The sequence below is a fragment of the Dyadobacter sp. CY345 genome, from assembly GCF_021502725.1.
Taxonomy (GTDB): domain Bacteria; phylum Bacteroidota; class Bacteroidia; order Cytophagales; family Spirosomataceae; genus Dyadobacter.
The window spans coordinates 69,855-84,992 of sequence record NZ_JAKFFS010000006.1 but is presented as its reverse complement, the minus strand read 5'-3'; the positions used below and the strand labels follow the sequence as shown (position 1 = coordinate 84,992).

Below are 15,138 nucleotides of genomic sequence, written 5' to 3'. Positions count from 1 at the left end.
TGAACAGAATTCATGGCTGAACAAAAGAGAGATAAACCGTTAATAACTGAGAAAAAAATAAGCCGCAGAACACTTCTGGGTGGTGCTGCAACGGCTGCTGTGGTTTTGGCACAAACGGCTTCCGGGAAGAGTTTTCAGGCAGCGCTGACTGAATCAGAACTAAATTTATTCGAAGATCCGACCAAAGTTCCGGGTGTGCCGCCAGGAACTTTGGGGACAAGATCTGCTTTTGAAAAACCTGTAAAAGCACCTTCCGATATTTCTTCCAGAACACCTTTGCAGGATTTGTTTGGTACTATAACGCCGTCGGATCTTCATTTTGAAAGAAATCATAATGGCGTTCCCGCAATTGACCCCGCCAAATATGAGCTGTTGATTCACGGGATGGTAGATAAGCCAATGATTTTCACGCTTGCCGATCTCAAACGTTTTCCTTCTGTTTCCCGCATTGCATTTTTGGAATGTTCTGGAAATTATCGCGGTGCAGCGGACGGAAAACTTACCCCGCAGCAGATTTGCGGTCTGACCAGCCAAAGCGAATGGACTGGCGTAAAACTTTCGACACTTTTTCGTGAAGTTGGTGTAAGCCCAAAGTCTACCTGGTTTCTGGCGGAGGGCGGCGATGCGGCGGTGATGACCAGAAGCGTTCCGGTTGAAAAGGGCTGGGAAGATGCAATCATTTGTTATGCTCAAAATGGAGAGGCGATCAGGCCTGAGCAGGGATATCCGGTCCGATTATTTCTTCCGGGCTGGGAGGGAAATATCAATATTAAATGGCTGAGAAGAATTGAATTATCCGATCAGCCATTCCAGACCAGACAAGAAACTTCAAAATATACAGAAGCGATTGGCGGCGGAAAAATCAGGCAATTCAGTTTTACAATGGATGCCCGTTCAATCATTACGTACCCTTCCTATCCACAAAAAGTAGAAAAAGGCTGGATTGAAATTCGCGGTATTGCGTGGAGCGGCAGGGGTAAAGTTGTCCGTGTGGAAATAAGTACCGATGCCGGAAAAACCTGGAACCCGGCTTCCTTGCAAGGTCCTGTGATGGATAAGGCGCATACGGCTTTCAGATATTTGTGGAACTGGAACGGCCAGCCTACCGAAATCCTGAGCCGGACAGTAGATGAGACGGGTTACACACAGCCATTTTTAAAAGAACTGCTGGCTGCACGTGGAGGAAATATGGGATATCATTTCAATCCGGTTACGGCCTGGTATATCCAGGGCGACGGGCAGGTTTTGTTTAAAGCAACGTAAAGGAAAAGTTAATGAAATGCGGTTAAAATTCTTTATATTAAGTAGTTAGTAGCTAATATTCCTGTTATTCGTTTAGCAGGAATTTTTGTTTTAAGAGGCCTCTGCTATAATCTTAGTAACTTTCTATAATTCCTTCCTAAAATTAAATGTTAGTCAAGTACAACCTTTTATATTCCTTTTTGCTCTTTGTAGTGACATGAATCAAAATGGTCTTTATATTTCGGATAAATATGCACGCATGTCACAATTTGCAATGGCTGATAGGTTGATTAACTTTTTTGAATAATTGATTTTTACATATTTATCATACTCAGGTCTTACCATAAACCTTCTCCAATGCAAAAAACGTCTTACCAGTTATTGCTTCTGGTTTTTATTTCATTCCAAAGTTTAGGTCAGGAACGTATCACCGTCAGTGGTTTTGTAAGGGAGCAGGGTAGCAGGGAATTGCTTCCCGGTGTCAATGTTTACATAGAAAATTCCACTTTAAACACCGCTACTAATACGTATGGTTTTTACTCGTTGACCATTCCCAAATCGGATTCTGCTTATGTTTCTTACTCGTTTGTAGGATATGAAAAACAAAATATCCGGATCAACGCGCGCGCTGATTCGCAAATAAGTATTGATCTTGTTTCTGCTAATCAATTGGAAGATGTCTTGGTTTCTTCCAGGCGGACAAGTGAGAAAGTGAGTGAGTCCGTGCAAATGAGTAAGATTGAAGTACCTATTTCCCAGATAAAAAAACTGCCGGCATTTTTTGGAGAAAAAGATGTAATCCGTGTTCTTCAACTCATGCCCGGCGTGCAAAAAGGAACGGAGGGACAAACAGGATTGTATGTTCGCGGCGGCGGCCCGGACCAAAATCTTATTATTCTGGATGATGCGGTTGTTTATAACGCCAGCCATCTTTTTGGATTCTTTTCTGTGTTCAACGGCGATGCGCTCAAAAGTGTAGAGCTCACAAAAGGAGGTTTCCCAGCCAGGTACGGTGGAAGACTTTCTTCGGTTGTTGAAATGAACATGAAGGAAGGCAGCAAGGATAAACTTCACGGTGAAGGTGGAATCGGCCTGATTTCTTCAAGATTAACGCTGGAAGGCCCTTTGGCTAACAAAAAAGCATCTTTTCTGGTATCTGCGCGGCGGACTTATATTGATGTGCTTGCTGCTCCCTTAATCGCGCAACAGCAGGTTGGCAGTGATACCAAGGTTAAGCCGGGATATTATTTTTATGATTTGAATGCTAAACTGAATTACGATTTTGGTGCAAAGAATAAGGTTTACATAAGTGGATATTTCGGGCAGGACAGGTTTAAAGTAAGTGAGAAGGATAATACGAGTGAAAATAAATCAGGACTGGATTGGGGAAATGCAACGGCCACCTTACGATGGAATCACCTGATCAATCAAAAACTTTTTGTTAACACATCGCTTATATTCAGTCATTTTAATTTCGGGATTTATTCAAACGAAAAAGACTTAAATGCTGGCGCGGTAACAGATCAATTTAGTCTTGATTACAACAGTCTTATCCGCGATTTTAGCTTGAAAACCGACTTTGACTATTATCCTAATACCAAACACTGGATCAAATTTGGCGTCCAGGCGACGGCGCACAAATTTGTCCCGTCAGCATTAGCGATAGCCGGTGATTTTTCTGATAATGACCTGAATTTGCAGGCAAAGCCAATCTACACGACTGAGGCCGGAGTATATGCCGAAGATACATGGCAACCTTTCGAAAGATTGAAAGTAAACGCGGGGTTAAGGTTAAGCACTTTCCAGACGTCAACCAAAACATACATCCGGCCTGAACCAAGAATTTCCGCAGCTTTAAAATTGGCAAACGACTTTTCGATGAAAGCGTCGTATGCCAAAATGAATCAGTATGTGCATTTGTTAAGCAACACAGGCCTCGGTCTTCCGACTGATTTATGGGTGCCAACGACGGACCGTGTGGCGCCGCAGCAATCGAGCCAGGTTGCTGTGGGATTTGCAAAAGATCTGGAAAAACCAGGATTGGCGCTGACTTTGGAAGGTTATTACAAAAAAATGAACAATATTATCAGCTACAAAGAAGGTTCGTCATTTATAAGTCTCGACGGCGCAAATGCCAATGAATTGAATTGGGAGGATAACGTAACGGCCGGGAAAGCCTGGTCTTATGGAACCGAATTTATGATTCAGAAAAAAACCGGAAAACTTTCCGGATGGGTTGGCTATACCTTATCCTGGACAAAATGGAGATTTCCGGAACTGAATTTCGGCAAAACATTTTACCCTCGCTACGACCGGCGACATGATATTTCGGTGGTTGGTATTTATGAACTCAGCAAACGAATTACACTTTCTGCAACCTGGGTATACGGTACAGGAAATGCACTTACGCTGCCTGTTTCACGCTTTACAACTTATAGGAACTGGTATTTTCTTGATGGCCAAAGTTCAGGTAATTCCAATACAACGACTGAATATGGCGAGAAAAATTCATTCCGGGCGGAGGCCTATCACCGGATGGATATCGCGATCCAGTTTCACAAAAAGAAAAAACGACATGAACGGACCTGGGAATTTGGCTTATACAATGCATATAATCGCAGGAATCCTTTCTTTTATAATATTGACAGGAAGGCAGGAACAAAACCAAATGAGTTTGTCAATGTGCTCACGCGATATTCACTTTTCCCGGTATTGCCTTCATTCAGCTATAATTTTAAATTCTGAGTTATGAAATTATATAAATGTCTTGTTCTGCTTTTTTCTCTATCCCTGCTTTGGGGCTGCGAAACGCTTGTCAATGATTTGGACGAGGACAAACTGCCGAAGATAGAATCCAAGCTAGCGGTTGAGTGTTATATATCGCCGCAGTCCGAAGAGATTATGGTTCGCGTTACAGCGTCGCAACCCTTGTTTGGCTCGTCAACCTATGAGTCTGTCAACATCAAAAATGCGAAAGTAATTTTATCGGGTCCAGGCGCTGAAATCCAGATACCATATAACGATTCCACTCAAACTTACATGATTGCGGCGGATAAGTTTAAAATTGAAGCTGGTCAACAGTATTCACTTTTGGTTGATGATGGAAAACGGATAGTGAAATCGAGCTGTACTGTCCCTGCTAATAAAGTGACGATCAAGAATTACTCGATTGATACGATAGTCGGGCATAGTTATCGCGAGGATACTTCTGCGCGTGTGAAAATTTCCTGGGATGATATTAAAGGCGAGACGAATTACTATTCCATAAGAGGTTATTCGCTGACAAACGTAACTTATCCGGGGTATATTCCTGAAACAGGAGTATCAGGGCCGGTTCGAAGTAATAATAAGGCGTTTTTGAATATTGACAGGAATTATCTTGTCAACGACGTAAATCTGGATGGAATAACTTTTAATGCCCCGGTTTTTTACATTCAACTGCCAAGTAAATACAGTTTTAGTTATGTGAATGAGGATGGAAAACTTGACACGGCTTATTCTGATCCCGTATTTAAGGAAGTCTATTTCGAAGTTCTCAACCTTGACGTAAATTATTACAAGTTTCACAAATCTGTTGACGCCAGCTGGAATAATGATAATCCGTTCGTGGAGCCTACGTTGGTTTATACAAATATTGAAGGAGGACTGGGTTGTTTTGGTGCTTATAACGTTGGGAGCATCAGTATTAAACCGTAATTTCAAGCCAGAATATTCAATAGAAATTTTATGAAAATTGCCACCTATAATGTAAACGGTATCAACGGCAGGTTGCCGGTTTTACTACGTTGGCTGGAAGAAACGCAGCCGGACGTTGTTTGTTTACAGGAATTGAAAGCGCCGCAGGAAAAATTTCCTGAGCAGGCAATTAACGATGCAGGATATCTGGCGATCTGGCACGGACAAAAAAGTTGGAATGGCGTTGCTATTCTTTCAAAAGGCCACGAGATGAAGGAAGTGCGGCGGGAACTTCCCAGAGATCCTGACGACGCGCACAGCCGGTATATTGAAGCAATTGTTAAAGGAGTTCTGATCGGATGTCTTTATTTACCCAACGGTAATCCTGCGCCAGGACCGAAATTCGACTACAAACTGGCCTGGTTTGAGCGTTTCAAATTACATGCAGCGTCTTTACTCGCTGAGAAAATACCTGTCGTGCTGGTGGGAGATTATAATGTGATTCCTACGGAACGTGACGCGTATAAGCCAGAAAGGTGGGTTAAAGATGCATTGTTCCGGCCTGAAACACGAGCTGCATTCGAAGAATTGATAGGGCAGGGGTGGACAGATGCAATCCGGAAAATTTACCCGGACGAAGTTATTTACACATTCTGGGATTATTTCAGAGACGCTTACGGAAGAAACGCAGGTCTGAGAATTGATCATCTTTTGCTTAGCCCGCAAATTGAAAGTCGTCTTGTAAATGCTGGGGTCGATAAATTTGTCAGAGGCTGGGAGAAATCGAGTGATCACGCGCCTACCTGGATCGAACTTTCGGACGCAGAATAATTTTTTTGCTGATAAATTTTACTATTTCAATATGCGCTTGCAGACGTTTTTTCTCAACGACGAGAAAAACGTTAGCAAGCGTTTTTGTTTTCCTGACAAGAATTAATACTTTTTTGTGACTTTTCCTAGATTTTCACGTACTGTCAATGGAGCTTTATTTTGCGGAATTTTTGAGTTTGATCAGTGATTTTAAGTATTTGATTACCAGATTATTTCTCCATTTATAGACGCCAGGTCCTTTAAAATGAGGAGTCGCCTGGAGGAATATATTTTCTAAATTGGAAGAATATTTATTGAATTTATGTGCCCAAAAGTATAATTAAATATATTTTTGTATTTCCCTCATTAATGAAATTACGTTTATCAAGTGAATAAAAGTCTTACTACCCTTCGAATCATTATATTTAGTTTTTTCGTTTTTCCATTCTCTCAGGCAAATGCGCAGATTGACGTAACATCACCTTTGGAGCGCGCTGTATTCCAACGTGAACTGGGAGGTTCTGCAGATGTGACGATCAGTGGCAATTATAACATTCCGGTAGACAAAATCGAAGTTCGTGTTACGGCGGTTACGGCCGGACAAGGAACAGATATTCCATGGATAACTTTGCAGGAAAGACCTTCTGGTGGGTTATTCAGCGGTAGCATTAAGATTTCTGGTGGATGGTATAAAATTGAAGTACGCGCCAGTAAATCAGGGATTCAGGTCGGTAATATCGATGCTATTTCCAAGGTTGGGGTGGGAGAGGTTTTTGTTATTTCCGGCCAGTCCAATGCGCAGGGTGAAGATGAAACAGATCGTTCTTTGCCACTTCCTCCACCTGCCAAAGATGATCGTGTCAATTACATTGTTTATGATAACGACGCGTTAAATAACTGGCAGGAGGCGCCTGTCGCCAATATTCAGCCGTTGCAATTGCAAACCGCATGGACCAATCAAAATCAGAATCCCAATATTATGGGACCAAGGGGGCATACGGCCTGGTGCTGGGGAATTCTTGGTGATTATCTGGTACAACGTTTAAAAGTGCCGGTACTTTTTGTAAATACCGCATGGTCAGGAACGTCGATCAGAAACTGGCAGGAAAGCAGTCGGGGGATTGTAACGACAAGTCCATATTCGGCAACTTATCAGCTTCCTTATCAAATGCCTTACGCCAATTTGAAGCTTGCCATGCAATATTACGTAAAACCATTTGGTGCACGCGCAATTCTCTGGATGCAGGGAGAGGCTGATAATTATCCATTAAATACCGGAAGCACAGCATATAAGGAAGATCTGAAATCCGTGATATCCAAATTAGCCTCGGATATAAATCAAAATACAACCTGGGTTATCGCCCGCGCTTCAAAAGCTGGCAATGGTGCCGGGGTTTCCGTTAGTAATGCAAACGTAATCGCCGGGCAAAACGCAGTTTTAAATGAACTTCCGGGAATTACATATCCAGGCCCTGAAACAGACAATTTGCCTGCTGAACGTAGAGACGGCACTCACTTTTTAGGAGCCGCCGCCTTAAATGTTTTGGCAAATGCCTGGAACAATGTGCTCACGGATGATTTTTTTGCAAAAGTGAATCCGGTTTTTCCGTCGCAAGAACCGAAGATAAGCAGTGTTTGTGCAGATAACAATGCATCCCTAAACCTATCATTACCGGAAGGTTACGTTTCTTATGCCTGGACAATTGAATTAAACGGGAATATCCGCTCAGCCGGCGGAAGGTCGATAAGCGTTAACGAGCCAGGGCGTTATATGGCAACGCTGAAAGATGTATTCGGAAACGCAATACGCACGCAGACGATGATCATTAACAGCTCTGTAAAACCTGCGAAACCAACTATCAGGGAAATTGGCTCTCAGCAAGCTTGCGCAGATTCATCATTCACGTTTTCCATCAATGCAGGCAGCGAACTTTACAACTGGTATAAACAGGGTGAAGCGAAAAGCTTGTTGACAGGGACGGATTTCGTGGCATCGGATGGAGGGAATTATTTCGTTAGAAGTGAAAACGTATTTGGATGTTTATCAGATAATTCCGATATATCCTCTTTGGTGATTCGTCCAAAAATTCCTACGCCAGTTATTGAACGGATTGGCCCTTTTACGGCCGAGGCGATCATTGGTCAGTCAGATCTTAACGAAAAATACGAATGGAAACGCGGTCAGGAAATATTACTTACCTCATCGATCAATACGCTTCGTACAACACAGTCGGGCAGGTATTCAGCAGCGGCAAATGTTACCTATGTCCTTGAAAATAATATTCTGACCTGTTATTCGCCCTATTCCGAAGATCTGGAAGTCGTGACGGATGGAGCGAGTGATATTGTCGTTTTTCCAAATCCCGGTGCTCGCGACGACATTTACCTGGAATCACGTGAAGATATAAGCGATGCCGAGATCACCGTGTTTGATCTATATGGGCGAGTGATGCTGACAATAAGAAAAGATATGAAAAGCCAGATCAAAATTCCGGTTGGGAATCTGGCTTCGGGTAAGTATGTCGTTCGTATCAAAGGAGAAAATGTAAGCGTGAGCAGGCAATTTGTAGTCCTCTAAATTAAAACGTTGACTGCTGTTTTTGTAGCTTGATTGTTCGGCTCTTAGGTGTTTCGAAGTCGACTTATTCAGAATTGTTTACTTCAAAAAGTACTAAAACGAAACCTGTTTTCTGTGAATCATGTTGATAAAAGATGCGTGGCCGATCCCGGTCCTGCGAATTTATTAACTGATTTATGGGAGATAAAACTTTCGTCCCCAAGTATTTTAAAGAGTAAAAAATGTTGACACAAGTTTCTTCCCCGAAGTGTATCAAAGAAGAGCATAAGGGTATCGCCAATTTGTTAGCCTTTGCTTTAATTCCGCTCTCAGGATTTGCCACAGATATTTACCTTCCGTCGCTCCCCTCCATGGCGGCAACTTTACAGGTAAGTAATATTCAGGTCCAGCTTACATTGACCTTGTTTTTAATTAGTTACGGTGTTACGCAGTTATTTATTGGCAGTATTCTGGATAGTTTTGGACGTTATAAAATCAGTCTTTGGGGTTTGATTATCTTTGCCTTGGCTAGCGTCGCAATTGCCAACACACATAACATCTATGTGATTTACCTGATGCGAATCGTTCACGGAATCACTGTAGGCGCAATCGTAGTATCTAAACGGGCCTACTTTATAGATCTTTTCTCTGGTGAGCAGCTAAAACATTATCTTAGCCTGTTTTCAATCATCTGGTCAACCGGGCCGATTATTGCCCCTTTTGTAGGCGGATATCTTCAAACTTCTTTCGGCTGGGAATCAAACTTCTATTTTCTTGCACTGTTCGCAGCCATCATGGCTGTTCTGGAATACATTTTCAGCGGAGAGACCCTTCGTCTTTATTCGGATTTTAATATAAAAAAAATTGGCGGGATTTATGCCGGTATGATTACCACGTCCAGTTTTACACTAGGTCTTGCCATGATTGGATTGGCATACAGTATGGTGATGATTTATAACATGACAGGGCCGTTTATCATAGAACATGAGCTGCATCTTTCACCGGTTGTATCCGGTTATGGTTCCTTGATTTTGGGATTTGCATGGCTGGTTGGCGGGTTCGTCGGCAAAGCCACAATTAACAAGCCATTTTTCAAGCGAATTTCTCTCAACATAGCCTTACAAGTTGTTTTCGTTACGGCGATGTTATTTAGTATCCAATTCGTTTCCGGACTTTACTCATTGATATTTTTTGCATTTATTATTCATGTCGGAGCGGGTTTTACTTTTAACAATTTTTTTACCTATTGTTTAAGCCGTTTTCCAAAAAATGCAGGCATAGCAAGCGGCCTGAGCGGTGGAATTAATTACGTAATTGTGTCGTTCCTCAGTTATGGAATCGTATTTTTCCTGCCGGCAAAAGACGAATTTAATTTAGGTTATAGTTATGCCGTATTAATTCTTGCTTCTGTTTTAGTAATGTTCGTTTTAAAATCAAGAAAAGAAGGTCTTGATTGATTTTACGATAGCGGTATGCTAGACAGGGTTTGATCTGCTTACAGAAGTACAATAACTTTAATATTCAATTTTATATCCGCCGTTTTAGTACCAAAAGCACACTCATGTGTTTCTTATTTCTAAAAATTTCCAGTAAAACACCCCGGTTGTTTCTAGATTTAAAATATTCATCAATTTCTTCCAGAGACAACCCGGAAACAGGTTTCAGATTAACGGATAAAATTTCATCATCTTTTTGCAAACCTGCCTGATCACCTGATGAACCTGGCTCGACGCGACTGATAATAACATGTCGAAGGTCAGGGCCGCCCGCAAAAAATTCAAGCCCGCTCATGTCATGTTCGAATGGCTCGCCAAATCTTTGCGTTGGTTTTAGATACATTGCGTGGTCGTGGTAATTCAGGGTTATTGTGAAACGCTTCAAAATTCCCAGCCCCAGGTTTCCGTCGCGTTTAGTCATCAATCGTTCGCGCTTAAATGCATCCATTTCCGGAAACGCAGTAAGTACGTTTCTGAATTTATATTTCCCAATCTCAATACGGTTGATCCGACTCAGAAAGCCGCTTATCGGTCCGGTAAAACCCATTCCGAGGTTGGCCATGGTAAGTTTCGGGTATCCTTGTTCGTGTTTCGCAGCATCTTCGAGCGATAATGCGTGGCCTGCCCCAATATCTACAACGAGCTTGCTTTTCTTTTTTGTACCATCTGGCAAAACCAGTTGCGCTTCAACATAAGGCTTTCGGTTTTCGATCGTTATCGGGATTTTGTCTCTTTTTTTGCCGATTTTAAGATCTTGCGGACGGCAAATATTCAGCTCGTTATCCGTAAAATTAATTTCCACGGCCAGGTTGTTGAAAAATTCATAACCCAATAAACCGTGGATATGGGTGCCCGCATAATTTGAAAGGCCGAAATGATCCTGCTTGAAAATGACTGCACCCACTCCGTTGCTATAAATATCAGGCAATGTAACATTCAGGGCTGATGCTATGTATGCTTCGAATGACTCGCCATCACCGAGGCCGTAAAGCTGAATTGTCTTTTTATATGAAATGTTTAAAGAGTCGACAAGTTTGGGCTCTGTAATGATCATTAAACCGACACCCGTGTCTAATATAAAGTTGTATGGGCCGTTATTGTTTATCATCAATTGCACAACAACCATATTACGAACCAGCCTGAATGGTATGGTTACCCGTTTTTTATGATCGGCTAAATTAAAGCTCTGGGCATTTACGTATGACGTAAAAACGTGATTCGTAAAAAACAGGAGTGCAGCAAATAATGTGAAGCATTTAAGGCGCATATTATCGTAGCATTATAAAAAGCTTCAAGCAAAAACAGCATCTGCGAACCAATTAACGGTAGCCTTTGTCAGTTTTCGGTTACATTAATAAAATCTAGCTATGATACTAATATAGAATTTTTATAAGTTTTATCATAAAAATATTGGTTATGGATCAGAACCTGTATTCCTTTCGTTTACGTATTTCAACAGATATCATGGTCAAACTTTGCAGTCAGAAATGGGGTTTACGAGTTAAAATTAAATCTGGATAAATCTGGATTTATATGGCAGTTATAGACCAATAAATTAGCGATGATAAAATGTCTTCCACTGATAGAATATGCGCTTAGTTTGAATGACTGATGTTTTTGTTAATATTTTGATAACAAACAATTTCGAGCTTTTCGGGAAAAAACATTGCTTGAATGGCTTATTTTCAGTAAATTTCCATTCAGGTTACAAAGTCGCGAGACTAGGTAACTTTCAAGATACAAACCCTCATCATACTTAACGTGAATAAGTCAAACATCTTCGTTCATATCGAGCTGTCCAAGCTCGTTGCAAACCTGACGACTAATATTCTGTTGTCAAAAGAATACCTGAAATCTCAGGCAGGTTATTTCAATATCATTCCGCCAAAATATTTTTCAGATGCGCTGAGTCCGGAGTGGCAAGATATTATTGATGCCATCAAACAGAAGGGGCCCAAGCTTGATGCCGATGGCAGGGTGGTGGCCAATGCGGTTTTGAATACGATCGACCAAATGTCTTCCGAGGAGTGCATTGCACTTGCCATGCGCATCATCAGCTTGCGTGATAAGGTCAAAATGGAATTTGAATAAGATTTTTTGAGTATATATACCTAATTTGTGGATAGTAGTATCCTAAATACCCCCGACGCCTGTTAGGGGTATTTATTCTGTTTTCGGAATAGGAACTTTTAACAGATGCTTAAATTAAGTTTTCTTTTCGCTGTGTCATGACTATCTTCAAGCCTTATTTTTAGCAATTAAAAGCTTTTAGTCATGCCATTTGTAAATTTCAATGCCGGTAAAATTGTCAAGATCTGGGATGGTATTTCAGGCACGCTGGCTCATTCGGAGAGCTCAACCTTTGGCCATTTTACAATCGAATCCGGAACAGATTTGCCGGAACACAGCCACGTACATGAGCAGTGGTGCCATGTGTTGGAAGGGGAGTTGCTGTTTACTATCAATGGAGAAACAGAACTGTTGACTTCCGGGATGACTGCGTTTATACCATCATGGTTGCCACATTCGGCGAAGGCTCTTACGGAGTGTAAGGTGATCGACTGTTTCACGCCGGTTAGAGAGGACTTTAAGACTTTGGAAGAAAATCAACTTTAAACTTCCCCGCGTTTTTCAATTTTGTAAGATATTTCTAAAAATCAACTTCGAAAATATCTATATAAATACAGATATTTTATAATTTATTTTGAAGTTATCAAGAAATGAACTTTCTGACAAACTTCTCAAAGTTAGAAACTTAGACTATGGCTAGGGAAAAATGTATAAAATAGTTTACTAATCAATTTGGAACTTCAAGCTAAATTCATACTTTTGCATCACAATTGAGCGGCATGGTTGAAGCGCCGGTCAAAGTTATCCGCGCTTGTTTGACATAATTTTATGACTAAATAATGCGGTTTTTAGGAATATCCTCAGTATGTCCAGGTGGTGGAATTGGTAGACACGCTACTTTGAGGGGGTAGTGCCCGTTTGGGTATGGGAGTTCGACTCTCCTCTTGGACACGATAACATTATACCAATAAGATTCCGTAGCTCAGCTGGTAGAGCAATACACTTTTAATGTATGGGTCCTGGGTTCGAATCCCAGCGGGATCACAAAAGGCACACGAAAGTGTGCCTTTCTTGTTTAAAATGCATTGATTTTCAGCACAGTTAACAAAAAAGCAGGTTATTCTGAATCAAGATAAATCAAACCATTCGGTCACCTATTCGGTCACCATTTGGATTTGGTAAATTAGGTGACCGAATGAATGTTTGATTGAGGCGATTTGATTTAAGGTTCTCCCATAGCATTTATTTCTAACCTTAAAATGTGTTGAGAATGAAATTCAAACAAAATTTATCCCTGCTGCTATGGCTTTACCGGGGAAAAGCATCCAAAGACGGAAAAGCTCCGATCTATTTGCGCATTACCATTGACGGACTGAACACTGACATTTCTCTAGGCAAGAAAATTCATCCAGACTTCTGGGATGGCGAAGCCAAGCAGGTCAGGAGCAGCGGACAGGAAGCAAAAATGATCAATCAAAAGATCATGCAGGTGCAGACCGACCTTCAAAGGCACTTTATGATGCTGCAAGCCCAGTTCGAACGGGTTACACCTGCAATGCTAAAAAATGTGTATTTAGGCATACCTGCCATGCAGGAAAAGAAGACTTCAAGTCAAGGCTCACAGCCAGGCAGCACACTGCTACATGCTTTTGACGAATTTATAGCCACCTTTGAAAAGAAGACGGAGAAGGGAATCCGTTCCAGTGGAACGCTCAGACACTGGCGCTCAACCCGGAAAAAAGTGGAGACCTTCATCGCATACCGGTACCATCGGCGGGATCTGGATTTCTCAGAGATCGATCATATGTTTGCTGACGAGTTTTATGATTATCTGACCTTGCATCAGGATTCTCCTCTTTCAGAGGTCACAGCAAAAAAGCAGGTCAAATGGACGCGCCAGATTGTTAAGATTGGCGTAAAGAAAAAAGTTATCGCCAGTAATCCGCTTGAAGGATTTGTCTGCTCGGGTGGAAATAAGGAAGTGCAGCCTTTGGAACTTTACGAAGTGGAGACGATTTATCAGAAAGAAATATCCATTGATCGTATTGCCGAAGTAAGGGACGCTTTTATTTTTCAATGTTTTACCGGATTTGCGTATCAGGATATGTATAATCTTACTCCTGACAATATTGTCCGTGTGGGTAGGGCAGGCGAGAAGTGGCTGATTAAAGACCGGGGCAAAACAGATGTAACGGAGATGGTGCCGATCCTTCCGATCGTTCAGGAACTGATCGACAAGTATAAGAACCATTCGTATTGCAAGATCAACAACCGGTTAATTCCGGTGAATAGCAACTACCGCTACAATGTATACCTTAAAGAACTGGCCGTGATCTGTGGAATCCGTAGAGATCTGAACACGCACTTGGCCAGACACACGTTTGCAGATATCATGCTGAACAGTGGTGTACCGCTGGAAGATGTGGGTAAAATGCTGGGCCACCGAAATATCCGGACGACACAGCGGTATGCCCGTGTCAGAAAAAACCGGATCAGTGAAAATATGGCAAAAGTGAAGGGCAAACTTTTTACCAAATCAGGTAAGCTCAAAGCGGTTGCTTAAAAAAGGAACCCACCGATGCCAGAACGGCAGCGGTGGGTTTTACGATAGAGACGGTGAGCAACAATAACCGGCATCAGTTCTTGCTCTGAGCGGACAGGTTACTGTTCATTACCTATTCCAAATCCATTGCCAAGCACACCGTTTCCAATCGGCAATCAATTTTCCATCAGGATTGAGCCATCGTTTTTCTGAGTAGTGCTGGTAGAACTGTTGAGCGGTCTTCCGGCAGTGACCTGCCTGGATAAAATAGATCTCAACATGTTTTCGGTTGGGAGGTACCTGTGCACCCAAGCCAGTCAAAGCTAACTTCATTTGCTAATTTAATTTTTGGAAACCGGTGTCTTGTTATTTTCAAACATCTTAATGATGTCTTCCCGGTCATAATAGATTACGCCGCCGAGCCGCATAAAGGCTAGCGTTCGACTTGCCCGCAGCATATGCAATTTCCCTGGTGAGATATCAAGCATTTTTCTGACCTCACTGGATTTTAACCATTTTTTAGCTGGTAGCCCCTGATCACTTTTAATCATCTTCTGAATTGCTTCGAGCATATCGTTCTTGAAATTTTCAAGGTCGGCTGCCGTGACAAGCTGGTCTCTGAACATGACATCTCTTTTCTCACTTTCCTTTCCCTTCGTGGTCATTTCTTTACAGTTTAATGATTGAATAGATTAAGCTGGCTTTCAGGCGAGGTAAGTTACAGCTCACACTTTGTCAGAAGATAT

General features: G+C 41.9%; 11 protein-coding genes and 2 tRNA genes. 11 read left to right on the top strand and 2 right to left on the bottom strand.

Features of this window, described 5'->3' with window-relative positions; translation table 11 throughout:
• Positions 1–12: 12 nt before the first annotated feature.
• The 6 genes from soxC (at position 13) to L0657_RS23580 (ending at position 9,741) form a co-directional block, all read left to right on the top strand.
• Positions 13–1,263 carry a sulfite dehydrogenase gene (gene soxC / locus L0657_RS23605; RefSeq protein WP_235153237.1) on the top strand — a complete coding sequence of 417 codons (1,251 nt, stop codon included), beginning with the start codon at positions 13–15 and terminating at the stop codon, positions 1,261–1,263.
• A gap of 336 nt (positions 1,264–1,599) precedes the next feature.
• Complete coding sequence (locus L0657_RS23600; RefSeq protein ID WP_235153236.1) at positions 1,600–3,987, top strand: TonB-dependent receptor; 2,388 nt, start codon at positions 1,600–1,602, stop codon at positions 3,985–3,987.
• Between the two features lie 3 nt (positions 3,988–3,990).
• A complete protein-coding gene (locus L0657_RS23595; RefSeq protein ID WP_235153235.1) occupies positions 3,991–4,938 on the top strand; it encodes a DUF4249 domain-containing protein in 948 nt (315 codons plus the stop codon).
• Positions 4,939–4,968: 30 nt separating this feature from the next.
• Positions 4,969–5,748: an exodeoxyribonuclease III gene (gene xth / locus L0657_RS23590; RefSeq protein WP_235153234.1), complete on the top strand. Its 780-nt coding sequence runs from the start codon at positions 4,969–4,971 to the stop codon at positions 5,746–5,748.
• Between the two features lie 367 nt (positions 5,749–6,115).
• The gene (locus L0657_RS23585; RefSeq protein ID WP_235153233.1) at positions 6,116–8,305 is read left to right on the top strand and encodes a sialate O-acetylesterase; all 2,190 of its coding nucleotides are present in this window, start codon (positions 6,116–6,118) and stop codon (positions 8,303–8,305) included.
• Between the two features lie 221 nt (positions 8,306–8,526).
• Entirely contained in the window at positions 8,527–9,741 is a 1,215-nt protein-coding gene (locus L0657_RS23580; protein WP_235153232.1) for an MFS transporter, read from the top strand.
• A 70-nt stretch (positions 9,742–9,811) separates the two neighbouring features.
• On the opposite strand, the gene L0657_RS23575 is transcribed toward L0657_RS23580, so the two are convergent.
• A complete protein-coding gene (locus L0657_RS23575; RefSeq protein ID WP_235153231.1) occupies positions 9,812–11,047 on the bottom strand; it encodes an aspartyl protease family protein in 1,236 nt (411 codons plus the stop codon).
• Between the two features lie 494 nt (positions 11,048–11,541).
• Between L0657_RS23575 and L0657_RS23570 the strand changes: the two genes are divergently transcribed.
• The 5 genes from L0657_RS23570 (at position 11,542) to L0657_RS23550 (ending at position 14,413) form a co-directional block, all read left to right on the top strand.
• Positions 11,542–11,871 (top strand): hypothetical protein, encoded by a 330-nt coding sequence (locus L0657_RS23570; RefSeq protein WP_235153230.1) that lies wholly within the window; start codon positions 11,542–11,544, stop codon positions 11,869–11,871.
• 183 nt (positions 11,872–12,054) lie between these two features.
• Complete coding sequence (locus L0657_RS23565) at positions 12,055–12,396, top strand: cupin domain-containing protein (protein ID WP_235153229.1); 342 nt, start codon at positions 12,055–12,057, stop codon at positions 12,394–12,396.
• Between the two features lie 321 nt (positions 12,397–12,717).
• Positions 12,718–12,801 (top strand) — tRNA-Leu (locus L0657_RS23560).
• Between the two features lie 20 nt (positions 12,802–12,821).
• Positions 12,822–12,894, top strand: a tRNA-Lys gene (locus L0657_RS23555).
• Between the two features lie 226 nt (positions 12,895–13,120).
• Complete coding sequence (locus L0657_RS23550; protein WP_235153228.1) at positions 13,121–14,413, top strand: site-specific integrase; 1,293 nt, start codon at positions 13,121–13,123, stop codon at positions 14,411–14,413.
• A 320-nt stretch (positions 14,414–14,733) separates the two neighbouring features.
• Here the strand turns inward: L0657_RS23550 and L0657_RS23545 are convergent, their stop codons facing one another.
• Complete coding sequence (locus L0657_RS23545) at positions 14,734–15,057, bottom strand: helix-turn-helix domain-containing protein (protein ID WP_235153227.1); 324 nt, start codon at positions 15,055–15,057, stop codon at positions 14,734–14,736.
• Between the last annotated feature and the right edge of the window lie 81 nt (positions 15,058–15,138).